The sequence below is a fragment of the Olsenella sp. kh2p3 genome, from assembly GCA_900119625.1.
Classification (GTDB): domain Bacteria; phylum Actinomycetota; class Coriobacteriia; order Coriobacteriales; family Atopobiaceae; genus Tractidigestivibacter.
The window spans coordinates 86,762-102,219 of sequence record FPKD01000002.1 but is presented as its reverse complement, the minus strand read 5'-3'; the positions used below and the strand labels follow the sequence as shown (position 1 = coordinate 102,219).

Genomic DNA, 15,458 nt, shown 5'->3' with positions numbered 1-15,458 from the left:
CATGGAGACAAGAACGCTTACCTGCATCCGCTGCCCTCGAGGCTGCGCCGTGACCGTTTCCCTGGCGGATGACGGTACCATCACCAGCGTCACCGGCAACTCCTGCATACGTGGCGACAAGTACGCCCGCGACGAGGTCACGCACCCCGTCCGCGTGGTGACCACCACGGTCCCGGTTGTGGGCTCAGCGACGGAAAAGATGGTCTCGGTTAAGACGGCGGGCGACGTCCCCAAGGACCGCGTCTTCGACGTCGTACGGGCGCTCACGGATGTCACCGCCACCGCGCCGGTGCACATAGGCGACGTTATTCTCGCCGATGTCGCCGGAACCGGAGTAGACATAGTGGCAACAAAGGACGCCTAGGAGCCAGACCGGGGCGGCCACGTAGCCGTTGCGGAACATGGCTGCCCCGACGACATTGCAGGCACCTCCCGGCGCCTACCCTGCGAAGATTAGCTCCTTTTCTTAAACGACCTCTGAATTTGCCCAGTTGGCGCGAAACTGTTTTCAGAAATGGAGCTATTCTCTGGAGCGCGAGCAGCCTCATGAGGAGAACAGCGCCTATCGCAGGGCCTTCCAACCCGCAAGCGGCTCCACCCGAGGTATGCCGTAGCTTTCTAGCAGGCTCTCGAAGAATGGCCTGTCCTTAACCTGTGCTGGCGTGAAGCGCATCACACTCCTGCCGCCTATGGTGAGGCGAGATTCCCGTTGCCGCTCTCGAACAAAGACCCCCAGCGCGTCTCCGCCCGTAATAGTTGAGTCCGTATATTTGAGAAGTCCGTCCATCTCGCCTATGACCGTGCCAGCATCGCCAAGATTCCACGAGAAGTCTGCTCGGTACCATTTCCCGGTAACGGGATCTTGGTAGGGGACCTGCAGATCGGGCATCTGGAACCCCAGCTCAATCATTGCTGCGCGTGCCTCGGACTCTCCCCAGCTCTCAGCGCGACCATCTGCCAGACTTGCTATGAGACGCGCGTTCCTAATCCCAGGCTTTCCCATTTGGGGTGGGGAAACCATTGCCTCAAGGCGCTCTTTGGGCTGATTTGTCTTGCGCAGGTAGGAATCGGCTATGGCTAGCGCAGAGGGAAACTCAAGGGTCCGCATGCAATCGACCACAGCCATATCCAGCGATGTCGTTCGCATACTGTCAATGACAAGAACCTCGCAGGCCGAGACGCGCTTCCGTCTTGCATGCGCATAGGTCTTACAGGTGCCATTGCCCGTTGTTGCAATGCAAAGAGGCCACATTACCGACGGCGGCACGGCCAGATCGTAGATCAGCGCAGCAGATGCACCCACAAATATCCAGCTGGGGTGCAGACGGGCGAGCGTTCGCATGACCCGTCGCGTGCGCTGACTGGGAAGGAGCCGGGACCAGACATCTGCGGTCGCAAAGAGCCCGGCATAGGGACTCACGAGCTCGCCTTTGCGCCTGAGGTAGGTGAAACGATTGAGCTCGTCCCTATTTGTTGCCGACGCGCAGAGGCCACGTCGCTCCGCCGAGGCAAGAATTTTCTCGCACGCCGCCCGTGTCTCTTTACCCATTACAGCCTCACCCCCACCGTGGTTGATGGGGAGAGGATACCTAATATCACTGCAGCTCAGAGGCTTGTTTGCCGTCGAGTTTCTGACAGTTTCGTGCAAGCTTGGGCCGCGCGCACGCCCCTATCTCTGTGCCATGTGCCACCGATGCGGAGATTAGCTCCTTTTCTTAAAATGATTCTGTGCCAACTGGGCAAATGCAGGGGTCGTTTAAGAAAAGGAGCTAATCTCCGGGAGAGGGGGATAGGGCGACCCAGAGTACATGGCGGCCAGGAGGTCGTTGGGGCCCGGAAGCCGTGGCTCATTGGGAGACGTGCGTCTCCGTTACCTGCGATACCGCAGAGAGACCTCCAGGAACTCCGCCGTTTCGGCTATGTAGTCGGCGTAGGCCGTCTCGGGGTCGCGTCCGTGGTAAGAGGCGCAGAATCCACACATGTCGCAGTCGGCAATGCAGGGAAAGCGCTTCTGCACATATGCCCGTCGCTCCTCGGCGGTCGATCTTGCAACTTGTGGCGCATCCCCCACGGTTTTTCTCCTCTCTCGGCAACGAGAATGGTGCCCATCCCATGTCGACGGTCACCTTTCTGTCCAAAGGGTACCATGTGCACGTACCCCTACGAACACTGGAGGACACCATGGACATCGACGCAGCATCTACTGCTCTGCTTGTAGTTGACGTTCTCGTGACGGACTCGACAGACGCCGTCTACAACCCAGACCCCGACGAGGAAGCCCTTGTCGCCAATGCCGCCCAGCTCACGAGTGCGGCGAGAAATGCGGGCCTCCCGGTGCTCTTCCTCTGCGACCAGCACATTCCCGGCGTAGACCGTGAGCTCGACCTCTGGGGCGAGCACGGCGTGAAGGGCAAGGCGCACCCGCATCCCGCGCTTGGGGCCGGCAGCGGTTCGCGTGATTTCGTGATTCCCAAGCGCCGCTACTCGGGCTTCTTCCAGACGGATCTTGACCTTACGCTTCGCGAGCTTGGCGTCAAAACCGTGATTGGAGTGGGGGAGGACACCAACATCTGCGTCCTTCACACGCTTGCGGACGCCTGGAACCTGGGCTACAAGTCAATCGTCGTCTCCGACGCAACGCGCACGTTCCTCGTGGGCACCCAGGAGGGCGCGCTCGAGCACATGCAGCGCTGCTTTGGTACGAAGGTCGCCACCACCGAGCAAGTCCTCGCCGCCCTAGACAGCGCCGCCGAGCGCAGCTAGGGGAACGCATGACAGAGAGAACCTATCCCAGAGGCAATAAGACCGTCTCGTCTTCCCTCACCGAGTCGATCAAGTCCATTCGCTACGAGGACATCAATGGTGCAAACCGGCTCTTTGGAGGCCGGCTCATGGAGTGGATCGACGAGACCGCAGGCATCGCTGCGCGCCGACACTGCGGGCGAGATGTGACCACGGCCTGCGTTGACCAGCTCACCTTTAAGCATCCGGCCTACCTCAACGACGTGGTGGTCATCGTGGCGGCTGTGACCTACGTAGGCCGCACCTCGATGGAGGTGCGGGTGGATTCCTACGTCGAGGATGTGCACTCGGGTGAGCGCTGCCTTATCAACGTGGCCTACCTCACAGAGGTCTGCGTTGACGACGGCGGAAAGCCCACTCCCGTCGAGTATGGCTTGACGTTCGAGACAGACGAGGAGCGCCAGGAGAACGAAGACGCGTTCAAGCGGATCATTTTCCGAAAGACGCGGGCGGCAGAGGGTTTCTAGCCTTTGCGCACAGCGCTACGAGAGAAACTGGTCCCTAAGCATCGCAAGCCCAGTCTTTGTCTTGAAGACCTTGGCCGCGGCGGACTCCGCCATGCGACGCCTTGCTTCCGGCCTATCCATGGCGTCCTCGTAGATGTTCACGAGGAAGTCCGCCTCGACAAGGACCTGAAGGTCCATGTCGTGGATGTTGGCATAGCTGTGGTGGTGCGCCACGAGCCAGCACACGCGGTTAATCTCGGTGGGTTCATAGCCCGCTGCCTCAAGCAGCGGGCGCGCGACACCGGGGCCAAGCTCCTCCTGGTGCTTCCCGGAGGTGTCGTGATAGATGCGCTCGGACTCGTGTATGCCGCTGTCGTGCACGATTGCCGCCGCCTCAAGCGTGTGGAGCGTCTTCTCGTCAATGCCCTCTGCCAGGCCGATGGTGCGGGCCAGTGCGCGCACCTTCACAAAGTGCTGGATGCGCTTGGGGTCTCCCTTGTCGTAATCGAACATCGCAAGCTCAAGGGCCGTGTGGTCCTGGGGGTTCAAGCTCATTCTCAAAGCCTTTCTCGTCTTGCCCTGTTAGGCTGCTCCATCTTATGACGGAAATGTCTGGCATCGTGCCGGACCGGCGACCTCGCCGCACGGGCGAAACCTTTTCCATTGGCGTGCGTCTATCCGCACACACCTGTTAGGATATGTTCAGATGTGATGGAAATGTCACGGCATGGCATAGACGCGTCCATACGGGCGGGTCGCGTTCTTCATGGAAAAGGGCATGAGGGGCGTTTGCCTTGCGTGCTATGAGCGCACAGGAGAGGAAGCGCATGGAGGAAGTCAAGGTAATCGAGCTCAAGGAGAGCGTCTTTGCCGACAATGACGCCGAGGCAGACCGCGTGCGAGAAGACCTCAGGTCACGAGGGCAGTTTCTTCTTAACATTATGAGTTCGCCGGGGTCGGGCAAAACCACTACGCTTACGCGCCTCATCAACTTGCTCAAGAACACCTATCGCATAGGCGTGATGGAGGCCGACATCGACGGCGCCGTGGACACCGATCACATCATCAGCCAAACTGGCGCCCGCGCCATCCAGCTCCATACGGGAGGCATGTGCCACCTCGATGCCGGCATGACGCGCACGGGCATCGACTCTCTTGATGCCACGGGTCTTGACCTGGTCTTCCTCGAGAACGTGGGCAACCTCGTGTGCCCCGCTGAGTTTGATACCGGGGCATCCAAGAATGCCGTGATCCTCTCCGTTCCCGAGGGTGACGACAAGCCGCTCAAGTACCCTCTCATGTTCGAGAAGGCCGACGTCGTGCTTCTCAACAAGATCGATGTCTTGCCGTACTTCGACTTTGACCTCGACACCTTCGAGACCTACCTGCGGCAGCGCAATCCCAACTGCCAGCTCATCAAGATATCGGCCAAGACGGGCGAGGGCATGGACCAGCTCGCCGATTGGGTTCGCCACGAAATTGACCTCTGGAGGGCATAAGAGATGCCGGAACAGTTTAAGACGCAGCACTCCATCTATCAGAACGAGGCTGAGCGCAATGCTGCCGTGGCTAAGCTTGGTCGCAAGATCACTGATGTTGTGAAGCACAAGATTGGCGGCGTCAAGACCGACGATCCCGAGTACTGGGGCCTTAAAGAGGTCCTTACCGACGAGATGGTTGACCTTGGTAACCGTATGAAGCTTCGCCAGTTCTACGACTTTGACCAGATGATGGCCCTGGCGCCCGAGATTGAGCCCGCCCACCTGCAGGAGCTCCTCGACCAGATGAGCGTCATTGGCATCCTCGAGTACGATTACGGTGACCACTACAACGATGACGGCCCCATAGCGGACGCACCGCGCATCAAGCGCTGGCGCCTGCCGTTCTTTGTCCCCGGCTCTGCAGAGCTCTTCAACTCAAGCAAGGACCGCATCGACAAGAACCCCGCCGTCGCGAACTTCTTCGAGCGCATGACCTTCATCCCGCTCGCTGGCATCACGCAGATGGTCCCGCCAGGAGGCGACGGCGTCGGCATGCACGTGATTCCCGTCGAGGAGGCCGTCAACTTCCAGAACGAGGCCGTCAAGCTCGAGCGCATCTCCTACTGGCTCAAGAAGTACGAGGGCCACATCTCAGCAGGCATTTGCTCCTGCCGCTACTCTCGCACGAAGCTTGGCGAGGGTTGTGCGGATGACCCGGACGACTGGTGCATCCAGGTTGGCGACATGGCCGACTACACCGTTGAGACGGGCCGCGCGCACTACATCACCACCGAGGAGGCGCTTGAGATTCTCAAGCGCGCCGAGGACAACGGCTTTGTCCACCAGATCACCAACATCGACGGCGAGAACAAGATCTTCGACATCTGCAACTGCGACGTGAAGATCTGCAATGCCCTGCGCACGAGCATGCTCTTCAACACGCCCAACCTCTCACGCTCCTCGTATACGGCCAAGGTCACGCCGGAGAACTGCGTGGCCTGCGGCCTCTGCGTTGAGTCCTGCCCGGCCGGCGCCGTGAAGCTGGGCCAGAAGCTTTGCCGCGCAAACGGTGAGCAGCCCAAGTACCCGCGCGCCATCCTTCCCGACGCTATCCACTGGGGCAAGTACGCCTGGGACGAGAACTACCGCGACACCGCCCGCATGCACAACACCTGGCCCACGGGCTCTGCCCCCTGCAAGGCCGCCTGCCCGGCGCACGTACCCGTGCAGGCCTACCTCCAAAAGGCCAAGGAGGGCAAGTATCAGGAAGCCGTCGAGCTTATCCGCACCATGAACCCGTTCCCCGCCGTGTGCGGCCGCATCTGCAACAAGCGCTGCGAGGACGCGTGCACGCGCGGCACCATTGACCAGCCCGTCTCCATCGACGCGGTCAAGAAGTTCGTTGCCGACTACGACCTTGCACAGGCCCAGCACGCCGTTCCCAACCGCGCGGTGCCTTCGGTCCACGACCACTTCGACCAGAAGATCGCAATCATCGGTGCTGGTCCCGCAGGTCTCTCCTGCGCGTACTACCTGGCCCTTCTCGGCTACTCGCCCGTCGTGTTCGAGAAGCACGAGCAGCCCGGCGGCATGATGATGTACGGCATCCCGTCCTACAAGCTCGAGAAGGACGTGCTTCTCGCCGAGGTCGAGATCATCAAGAGTCTGGGCGTCGAGATTCGCTGCGGCGTCGAAGTTGGCCGTGACGTGACTCTCGATCAGCTGCGTGAGCAGGGCTTCCAGGCATTCTTCGTGGCCGTGGGCTGCCAGGGTGGCAGGCGCCCCGGAGTCCCCGGCGACACCGCCGAGGGCACGGACGTTGCCGTGCACTACCTCGAGGACTCTATGGCCAAGGGTAACCCTGTCATGTCCGGTGACGTCGTGGTGGTTGGCGGCGGCAATGTGGCCGTCGACTGCGCGCGTAACGCCAAACGCCGTGGTGCCTCTACCGTCACGATGGTCTCGCTCGAGCAGCGCGACGAGATGCCCGCCACCAACGCAGAGATTGCCGAGACGCTCGAGGATGGTGTCACCGTTCAGAACGGATGGGGCCCCAAGGAAGTGCTCGTCAACGAGTCCGGTCATGTGAAGGGCGTCGTCTTCAAGCGCTGCACGCAGGTCATCGACCCCAAGACCAAGCGCTTCTCGCCGCTCTACAACGAGGACGAGACCATCACCGTGCCCTGCACCCAGGTGGTCTTCGCCATTGGCCAGGCTATCGAGTGGGGCGGCCTTCTCGACGGCCGTTCGGTCACCTTCCATCACGGCAACTACCCGCAGGCAGACGCCCTCACGTTCCAGACGGCAGACAAGGACATCTTTGTGGGCGGTGACGTCCTCACTGGTCCCAAGTTCGTGATTGACGCCATTGCCGCCGGCCACTATGCCGCCGAGTCGCTGCACCGCCGCGTGCAGGAGGGTGCGAGCATGACCATTGGCCGCGACCGCCACAACTACCTCGAGTTCGACAAGGACGACCTTCTTATCGACTCCTACGACAACGCAGGACGCCAGGAGGAGGGCATGGACCCCGAGGGTGTCGACCGCTTCCGCGACGCGCACCGCACGCTCACGGCCGAGCAGGTGGCCATCGAGACCAAGCGCTGCCTGAGCTGCGGCGCGTCCGTTGTTGACCCCAACAAGTGCATTGGCTGCGGCATCTGCACCACCCGCTGCAAGTTCGACGCCATCCACCTCTACCGCGACCACCCCGAGATGACCGACATGCGCGTGGCCGAGGACAAGGTGGCAGGCCTTGCGAGCTACGCAATCAAGCGCGCCGTGAAGATCGTGGCAAACTCCGGCTCGGAGGAGGCCAAGATCATGCGCGAGAAGCGCCGCGAGTACAACCGCACGCACAAAGAGTTCAACCGCACGCACCCCTACACTGGCAACTCAAGCGACGAGTCTCGTGAGGAGAACGCGTAAATGCACGAGCTGGGCATTGTCGTGCGTGTGATCGACATGGTCGAGGAGGCCGCTCGCAAGAACGGCGTGAGCAAGGTGGTGCGCGTTGACCTCGAGGTGGGGGAGGTCAGCACCATCGTGCCCAGCTACTTCCGCGACTGCTTCGAGTGGGCAAAGCTCCGCACCGAGCACATGCAGGAGTGCGAGCTCAACATGATCATCGTGGCAGGCATCTCGTACTGCCGCGACTGTAAGAAGACCTACCGCACCACCGAGTACGGGAAGGCCTGTCCCGTCTGCGGCGGCCACAACACCTACCTCGTGACAGGCCGAGACGTGATGGTGAAGGACATTCAGGCTGTATAGGCAAGCGGCCCCGGGTTTGCGCCTGGGGCCGCCGTGCTCTTCTCGTCACGCAGGGCTTCTCGCTGCGGGGCCATTCGCTGCGGAACTTCTCGCTGCGGAGTTTAGCTCCATTTCTTAAAACGGTTTCCAGCGACCTGGGCAAACGTAGGAGCCGTTTAAGAAAAAGAGCTAAACTCTGGTGGGCGGCGTTGCGCGTCTTCTTAGTACGACTGGCAGACAAGGGAGGGAACGTGGCCAAGGCGGTACTCTTTGACCTCGACGGGACACTTACCGCATCCGGCGAGGGGATTGTGAAGTCAGTCCAGTACGCCCTCGAGAAGATGGGACGAGAGGTGCCGGATCCCTCTGCGCTCACGGTCTTCATTGGTCCGCCGCTCGTTCAGGAGTTCATGGACTTCTCCGGCATGTCGCACGAGGAGGCACTGCGGGCGCTCGAACTCTATCGTGAACGCTACACAACCGTTGGGCTCTTTGAGAACCACCCGTACCAGGGGATTATTGAGCTTCTCGGCACGCTGAGGGCGGCGGGCATCCTCACCTGCGTGGCTTCGTCCAAGCCCCAGCCATTCGTGCAAAGAATCCTTGACCACTTTGGGATGACAGACCTCTTTGACCAGGTGGTAGGGGCAACGCTGGACGAGAAGCGCACCGCGAAGGCAGACGTCATCAACGAGGCGCTCGTTCGTCTGGGAATGCGTGGCGAGAAGAACATGGTCACCATGGTGGGAGACCGGGCCCAGGACGTGCGTGGCGCACGGGCTGCCTCGGTGGGCTTTGTGGGCGTCACCTATGGCTACGGGTCCCGAGAAGAGCTTCTCGACGCTGGTGCCACAACGGTGGTAGACACGGTCGATGAGCTGGGGCGTGTTCTTCTCGGGTAGTAACCCTACGACGCTTGGGCCGCAGGGCTTCCTGGAGAACCGCCTCGACGGCTCCCGTGCAGCGTCCGCAGCGCGTTCCCACCCCGGTTGCGTTCTCCACGTCCTCGAGCGTCCTTGCGCCGTTGGCAACGGCCTGCTCGATGTCTGCCTTGGCAACGCCTACGCATGGGCAAACAAGCTCAGAGTTCGCATCCGGCTGGCCCTCTCCGCTGGCGTAATCGTGGTGATAGCCGTGCTCGTGATGGCAGCCGCCGTGATGATGACCGTAGTGCCCACCATGTCCATGTCGCTCGTGATAATCTGCGTACATACTGCTCTCCTTATATCAAATATGTCTTGAAAAGTGGGATTCAGTCCTTAAGCTGGGACTCCCACTTATGCTACCCGCTCTATGGCATATGTCACAAAGGCAGCACAACGCTACAAGCACCCTAAGCTTCACGCAAGGCGCCCGACAGCCAAAGGTGGCTGCCGGGCGCCCATCTTTGATGTAGGATTACCTCCCTCGTAAAACTTAGGATCTGCGGGAGGTGCGTGTAGCTTATCTTGCCCAGGAACCCCGCATTGACTGTGTGTAGGGGAGCCACCGTGCCAGGCGCAAAGCCGCAGGCAATAAGGCTGCCACAAACGCCCATGCAGCAAGGATGAGGCTCCATAGGAGCACATACACCGCAACGGCCAGCATTGCTATGGCAAACACAACCGGCACCCAGGCGAGGGCGCCAAGAATGAGAAGCACCGTAACCAGCGCCGTCCTCTCGTGGTTTTGCCGAAGATTGTAGAAGCTCCGCTGGATGGTTGGCATACTCTCTACCACCGACGTTGCGGCAGCATCGACACTCCCAAGATCATTGACGGCAGCCTCCTCGTCCATCCCCGACTCAATGCGATCACTGTATGCCTCGTCCGCTTAGTATCACGCCATAGGCGGCAATTCCCTACCTGCGGCTCGAAAAAATAGCCAGCGTTTTCGTACTCGACCATTTGCTCAAAAAGTACTGACAACCGCACTTTCTGGGCAGGCACCTTTGGGTGAGGCCCTGCTATCCCAGCACGTCGCGGATTGCAGTCAGGGCTGCATCGCTGGATGACGCCCAACTGCCCTGAACCATCTGGGCCTTTCCGCCTCCGCGGCCATCAAGCCTGCGGTTAAGCTCCTTGCATGCTGGTCTTAGGTCAGCATCAGAAGATGCCATCACGTACGCGAGCCTGGAGCCGCCATCTTCAACGGGCGAAATACCCGCGCAAACTGTTGCGTCCGTGCGCTCGAGGACCTGCTCGCACAGGTAGCGAAGATCCTCAACGTCCAGACCGGGAAGACAGCAAACGGCCAACGAGTCCTCAGGTGCCAACGTTGCCACATACTGGTCAATCTGCTTGCGACCGGCTTGCTTGAGCTGGTGCTTGAGGTCATCCTTTTCGGCAGAGAGGCGACGTACCGCTTCGGGAACCTCCTCGTCTCCAACCGTGAGGAAGTTGCTGGTCTCACGTAGTGCCGCCATGGCAGCCTCGCATGTCTCCAACGCGCGACGCCCACAAAGAAGCTCAAGGCGGGTCCGCTTCTTCTTGGTAGTCATGCGCAAGATCTTGATGAGCCCCACCTGACCGGTTGAGGACACATGTGTGCCACAGCAGGCGCAGAAGTCCACGCCGTTAATCCTTACTACGCGAATCTGGCCATCGTGGTCCTTCTTGCTACGGTAGTCCATCGCTGCAAGCTCGGCAGGAGAGGGAAGAAGGGCCTCGACGCTCACGTCCTCGCGAATGGCCGCGTTGGCGCGCCGCTCAACGTCGAGCACGTCATCGTCTGTAAGGAGACCGTCGAAGTCGACCTCGATGCAGCGCTCTCCCATGTGAAAGCCAACGTTGTTGTAGCCAAAGAGGGCATGCACGATGCCCGAGACAATGTGCTCGCCGGTGTGCGCCTCCATGTTGTCTCGCCGCCAGGGCCAGTCCAGCGACCCGTGGACGCTGGCACCAACGGGAAGCGCGATGTCTGTGAGGTGAATGACCTCGCCCGCGCCATCACCGGATATCGCTTCGCGCACATGGGCAACGAGGCTGTCTTCGCCTGCGCCAACGCTCAATGTGCCCCTATCACCCGGCTGTCCGCCGCCTGTGGGATAAAACGCGGTCTGGTCAAGCTCAATCGCAAACCCCTCATCTGCAGGCTCACAGGACACAACAGAGGCATCGAACTCTCGCGTGTAGGGCTCCCGATAGTACAGCTCATCAAACGTTTCCATAATTCAATGCCTCCATGCAACTGGCACCTAATGCGCGTTATCCTCACAGCGGCCCATGATAGGCGCAATTGGGACAAAGACGGTCCTGGATGCCGAGTCTTTCGTTTTGCGTCACACAGATTCAGCGGCAGACGCCTGTTCGATGACACGGGCATCGTTACATGGTTGATACTAACAAGCTCCGCTGATCCCCCACAGCGCTAGCATGGATGCACCTAAGGAACCCAAAGCTCAAACGCGGAGGCAGAGATGGACGAAAAGGCGCTTGCGCAAAGCATTCTTGACCTCGTTGGTGGTCCAAGTAACGTAGAAGGTGTGACGCATTGCGCAAGCAGGCTGCGATTCACACTCAAGGATGCCGGTAGGGCAGACGCCGATAGGCTCAAGGCAACGGAGGGTGTCCTCGGCGTAGTCGAGAAGGGCGGACAAGTTCAGGTAGTCATTGGCCCTGCCGTCGAGACCGTGTATACGCCGCTTATGTCCCTGCTGAGCAGCCCAACCTCCGCCGTTGTGGAACCCACTCCATCCGAGAAAGAGCACCGCTCGGTGATGGCGAGGATCTTCGACTACATCTCTGGCGCTCTCACGCCGCTTCTGCCCATTTTTGCTGGTGCTGGCATCCTTACGGCGGTGCTCATCATCCTTGCAGGGCTTGGCGTCTGCCCCGCTGATAGCGGCCAGTTTGCCGTCTGGTATGCCGCCGGTCACGCGATCTTCTACTTCCTGCCAATCTTTGTTGGCTTCTATGCGGCCAAGAAGCTAGGCGTTACGCCCCTCGTTGGCGCAATTATCGGCGCGGCGCTCCTTGAACCCAACTTCACAGCGCTTCAGACCGGCGACCCCAAGAGCTTCTTCTCAATCCCCATTGTTGCCGTGGACTACTCGGCAACCATCGTTCCGAGCCTCCTCGCCGTGTGGGTCGCAAGCTTTCTCGAGCGCTTCCTCAACGCCCATCTGGCCAAAAACCTACGGAGCTTCCTCGTTCCCGCAATTGACCTGGCCGTGATGGTACCCCTCACCGTGCTGGTCCTCGGTCCCATCGGCAACGCCGTCGCAAATGGCGCAGGCGCCGCCATCAACTACCTCGTGAGCGCCAATATGGTTGTCGCTGGCATCGTGATGGGCGGTTTCTGGGGCCTTCTCGTTATCTTTGGCGTGCACTGGGCAATCATCCCCATCATCCTTGCAAACCTCAACGCCAACGGCGGAGACCCGATCTTTGCCCTTGCTGCAGCCAGCGTCTTTGCATGCCTTGGCGTGAGCTTTGGCGTCTTCCTGCGCACCAAGGACAAGGACTACAAGACCCTCGTTGGCTCCTACCTCATCTCTGGCATTCTTTCTGGCGTTAACGAACCCCTCATCTATGGCGTCATCATGAGGTACCGCAAGCTCATCCCCATGGTCGTTGTGGCGGGAGCGATTGGCGGGGCCGTTGGCGGCATTGGCAACGTTCAGCTCATTGTCTTCAACTTCCTGGTCAACGTTTTCACGCTTGCTTCGTTTGCACCTATAGGATGGTTCTTGGCCGAGGCGGCGGTAAGCTTTGTCGTCGCCCTAGCCCTTGTGCTTGTCTTTGGGTTCGAGAGCAAGGGCGATGCTGACGAGCGGGGCGCAGAGCAAATGGCGACAAAGGCAGCCTAAGATGCACGTTACTTACGCTCAGCAGGACATAACGCCGGTCGTTCCTTGTCCCATGGACGGCTACGGCCGGCGCGAGGCCACAGGAGTTCATGACAACATCACCGTACGCTGCGTGCTTATCTCCGATGGGGAGGGGCAGCTGCTTCGCCAACTCTGCCTTTGCGTTGCGGACGTTTTCTTCCTCGAGCCGTCGCTTGCGAAGGAGGCTCGGCAGGCAATTGCCTCGCGCACTGGTCTTCCCAAAGATGCCGTGCATGTGGCCGCAATCCACACCCACTCTGGCCCAAAGGTAAGCAAGCTCGCAGACCCAGGCTGTCCACCAGACCCTTCGTTCATCGAGGCACTTCTCGACGCGATGGCCTCAAGCGTCGAGAGGTGCATGGCACAGTGGGATGGCCAGGGGAACGCAACAGCTCGGCTTGGCACGTGCGACCTCTCTGGCCTCTTCACAAACCGCAACGGCGCTGACGCCGGTTGCGACACAACCGGAACCGTCCTCAGCTTTACCTCGGCTGACGGTTCCCAGCGCATCGACATCCTCCACGTTGCCTGCCATCCCACTGTGCTCCATGGGGAGAACCACCTACTTTCCACGGATTACGTAGGGGCTCTACGCGAGAAGTACGAGAGCCTCACTGGCTCGCATGCGATTGTCCTCGTTGGCGACGCTGGAGATTCAAGTACCAGGTTTACTCGGCGCGGCGAGGGCTTTGACGAGGTTGAGCGCATTGGCGGAGAGATTGCCAGGCGCTTTGCCGCTGCAACGTTGCAAACCGCCTCGATTGCACTTGGGGGCACCAGAGAGGTGCCAGTACATCTCGACTACGTGTCAGCAGAGGACGAGACGCTCCTCTCTGCAAAACGCATGCTCGCCGGCCTCCTCAAAGATCCCGCCGCTGCCAAGGCGTCTGGCATTGCCGCCCGAGAGGACGACCTTCGCCAGATGCTTGGCATGGTTGAGGCAAAGCTGGCAATACCCCAGATTTGCCTCGATGCCACGGCCACGCTGGTCGACCTTGGGTGCGTGAGGCTTGCCCTCGTTCCCTCTGAGGTCGTCTTCTCCTTTGGAGAGCAGCTGAGAGATGCCTCGCCCGTTCCTGTGCTGGTGTGCGGCTATTTCGACGGCTATCTGGGCTATGCGGTGGACCGCTCCGAGTACGGCAGGTTCTTCGAGAGCTACATCACGGTTTTTCCCAAAGGCGCTGCGGATGAGTGGTTCTCTCGCATGGCTGCGGCACTTCTCAGCTAAGGTTTCGCGCTACCTAGCTGGCACGGCAGCTTCGCTCGAGCTCTTGCTCTCGTGCTCCTCGCCCGAAAGCTCATGCAAGATCGACCACGCCATGGGGATGGTCACCAAAAACGTGATGACATCGGTTACGGGCTGCGCCAGCTGGACGCCGAGAAGCCCCAGCAGGGGCGGTAGCACAAGCACCACGGGACCAAGCACAAGGCCCAGCCTGCAAGCACCAAGGATGGTTGCCCGCCACATGCGGCCGGTCGTCTGAAGCAGGAAGTTGGTGATCATCGCGGTGCCGGTGAGCGGGAGCGTGAAGCTTTCCACGCGCAAAGCGAGTGTACCTATATCGACAACATCGGTGTCGGTCGAAAAGAGCCCCACAAGCTGCGGTGCCAGGGCAAAGGTCACAACGCCTAGCAGGGTTACGGCAATGAATGCCGTGCGCACCGCAAAGTGGTAGCCAGCCCTAATGCGCTCGTAGAGCTTGGCGCCGTAGTTGTAGCCAACCACCGGCTGAAAGCCCTGGCCAATGCCAATCTGAACGTAGTTGCCAATGCTCGTGATGCGTTGCACCACCGCAAGTGCGGCTATCGCTGCGTCGCCAAAGGGACGCGCCGCCTCGTTGAGGAGCGTGGTAGCCACACCGAGCATGCACTGGCGCACAAAGGAGGGAAGACCGCCGTTCACGATCTTGGTGACCATGGCGCGAGTGGGCCTTCTCAGCCACTTGGGCGAGAGGGGCGTTATCCCCACATGCTGGATCTGCCAGACGAGTATGCAAAAGCTTATGAACTGGCAAATCACCGTGGAAATGGCACTACCGGCGATGCCAAGGCCAGCCCCATAGATAAGGAGTGGCTCAAGCCCAATGTTGATGAGGGCGCCTGTCATGATGGCAATCATCGAATGGAGTGCCTCTCCCTCGAAGCGCAGCTGCATGTTGAGCATGAGCGAGCTGCACATGAAGGGCGCGCCCAGAAGGATGATACCCACGAAGGTCTTGGCGTAGGGAAGGATGGTCTCGGTCGAACCCGCCACCAGGCAGATGGGCTCGATGAAGATGTTGCCCACAATGGCGATGAGCGTGCCGAGAAGAAGCGTGGTTGCTAGGCCGTTGGTTGCCATGATGCAGGCGCGTTCCCGCTTCTTTGCGCCCAGATAGCGCGAGATTGCGTTGCCGGTGCCCTGTCCCATGCCAAAGCCTACGGCTTGGATGGCGGTCATGACCACGAACGATATGCCAATGGCGCCCTCGGCGGAGGTTCCCAGCGACCCCACGAAGAAGGTATCGCACAGGTTGTAGATGCTGGTAACGAGGTTAGAAACAATTGAAGGAGCGGCAAGCGTGAGGATGAGGGGTCGTACGGGCTCCTCCGTCATCTGCCGATACTTTGCTGTTGCTGTGTCTTCCTTACTCCCCATGCGTTGTATGGTAGTACCTGCGGGCGGTG

15 protein-coding genes are annotated in these 15,458 nt (G+C 60.2%); 9 read left to right on the top strand and 6 right to left on the bottom strand.

Features of this window, described 5'->3' with window-relative positions; all coding sequences use genetic code 11:
* The first annotated feature begins 1 nt into the window (after position 1).
* Positions 2-364, top strand: coding sequence for a DUF1667 domain-containing protein (locus tag BT122_RS03875; protein ID WP_072354686.1), 363 nt, complete (start codon positions 2-4; stop codon positions 362-364).
* Between the two features lie 198 nt (positions 365-562).
* On the opposite strand, the gene BT122_RS03870 is transcribed toward BT122_RS03875, so the two are convergent.
* Complete coding sequence (locus BT122_RS03870; RefSeq protein WP_072354685.1) at positions 563-1,549, bottom strand: hypothetical protein; 987 nt, start codon at positions 1,547-1,549, stop codon at positions 563-565.
* Between the two features lie 632 nt (positions 1,550-2,181).
* Here BT122_RS03870 and BT122_RS03860 point away from each other — a divergent pair.
* Together BT122_RS03860 and BT122_RS03855 are read left to right on the top strand one after the other, a co-directional pair.
* Positions 2,182-2,763: a cysteine hydrolase family protein gene (locus BT122_RS03860; protein WP_072354683.1), complete on the top strand. Its 582-nt coding sequence runs from the start codon at positions 2,182-2,184 to the stop codon at positions 2,761-2,763.
* Positions 2,764-2,771: 8 nt separating this feature from the next.
* The gene (locus BT122_RS03855) at positions 2,772-3,269 is read left to right on the top strand and encodes an acyl-CoA thioesterase (protein ID WP_072354682.1); all 498 of its coding nucleotides are present in this window, start codon (positions 2,772-2,774) and stop codon (positions 3,267-3,269) included.
* Between the two features lie 15 nt (positions 3,270-3,284).
* On the opposite strand, the gene BT122_RS03850 is transcribed toward BT122_RS03855, so the two are convergent.
* Positions 3,285-3,803, bottom strand: coding sequence for an HD domain-containing protein (locus BT122_RS03850; RefSeq protein WP_072354681.1), 519 nt, complete (start codon positions 3,801-3,803; stop codon positions 3,285-3,287).
* A gap of 272 nt (positions 3,804-4,075) precedes the next feature.
* On the opposite strand from BT122_RS03850, the gene hypB reads away from it, so the two are divergent.
* The 4 genes from hypB to BT122_RS03830 all read left to right on the top strand — a co-directional run bounded on the left by hypB (position 4,076) and on the right by BT122_RS03830 (position 8,883).
* Positions 4,076-4,747 carry a hydrogenase nickel incorporation protein HypB gene (hypB, locus tag BT122_RS03845; protein ID WP_072354680.1) on the top strand — a complete coding sequence of 224 codons (672 nt, stop codon included), beginning with the start codon at positions 4,076-4,078 and terminating at the stop codon, positions 4,745-4,747.
* Positions 4,748-4,750: 3 nt separating this feature from the next.
* Positions 4,751-7,657 (top strand): FAD-dependent oxidoreductase, encoded by a 2,907-nt coding sequence (locus BT122_RS03840; RefSeq protein ID WP_072354679.1) that lies wholly within the window; start codon positions 4,751-4,753, stop codon positions 7,655-7,657.
* Positions 7,658-8,002 carry a hydrogenase maturation nickel metallochaperone HypA/HybF gene (locus BT122_RS03835; protein ID WP_072354678.1) on the top strand — a complete coding sequence of 115 codons (345 nt, stop codon included), beginning with the start codon at positions 7,658-7,660 and terminating at the stop codon, positions 8,000-8,002.
* A 230-nt stretch (positions 8,003-8,232) separates the two neighbouring features.
* Complete coding sequence (locus tag BT122_RS03830; protein WP_072354677.1) at positions 8,233-8,883, top strand: HAD hydrolase-like protein; 651 nt, start codon at positions 8,233-8,235, stop codon at positions 8,881-8,883.
* On the opposite strand, the gene BT122_RS11245 is transcribed toward BT122_RS03830, so the two are convergent.
* The 3 genes from BT122_RS11245 to BT122_RS03815 all read right to left on the bottom strand — a co-directional run bounded on the left by BT122_RS11245 (position 8,786) and on the right by BT122_RS03815 (position 11,129).
* Positions 8,786-9,193 (bottom strand): (2Fe-2S)-binding protein, encoded by a 408-nt coding sequence (locus tag BT122_RS11245; protein ID WP_072354676.1) that lies wholly within the window; start codon positions 9,191-9,193, stop codon positions 8,786-8,788. The two genes, BT122_RS03830 and BT122_RS11245, sit on opposite strands and share 98 nt — an antisense overlap.
* A 231-nt stretch (positions 9,194-9,424) precedes the next feature.
* Positions 9,425-9,757 (bottom strand): hypothetical protein, encoded by a 333-nt coding sequence (locus BT122_RS03820; RefSeq protein ID WP_072354675.1) that lies wholly within the window; start codon positions 9,755-9,757, stop codon positions 9,425-9,427.
* A gap of 169 nt (positions 9,758-9,926) precedes the next feature.
* Positions 9,927-11,129, bottom strand: a complete 1,203-nt coding sequence (locus BT122_RS03815) for an alanyl-tRNA editing protein (RefSeq protein ID WP_072354674.1) — start codon at positions 11,127-11,129, stop codon at positions 9,927-9,929.
* Between the two features lie 249 nt (positions 11,130-11,378).
* Between BT122_RS03815 and BT122_RS03810 the strand changes: the two genes are divergently transcribed.
* Positions 11,379-12,770: a PTS transporter subunit EIIC gene (locus tag BT122_RS03810; protein ID WP_072354673.1), complete on the top strand. Its 1,392-nt coding sequence runs from the start codon at positions 11,379-11,381 to the stop codon at positions 12,768-12,770.
* Position 12,771: 1 nt separating this feature from the next.
* Positions 12,772-14,019, top strand: coding sequence for a hypothetical protein (locus BT122_RS03805; protein ID WP_072354672.1), 1,248 nt, complete (start codon positions 12,772-12,774; stop codon positions 14,017-14,019).
* A 9-nt stretch (positions 14,020-14,028) separates the two neighbouring features.
* Here the strand turns inward: BT122_RS03805 and BT122_RS03800 are convergent, their stop codons facing one another.
* Entirely contained in the window at positions 14,029-15,387 is a 1,359-nt protein-coding gene (locus BT122_RS03800) for an MATE family efflux transporter (protein WP_286130302.1), read from the bottom strand.
* Positions 15,388-15,458: the final 71 nt, after the last annotated feature.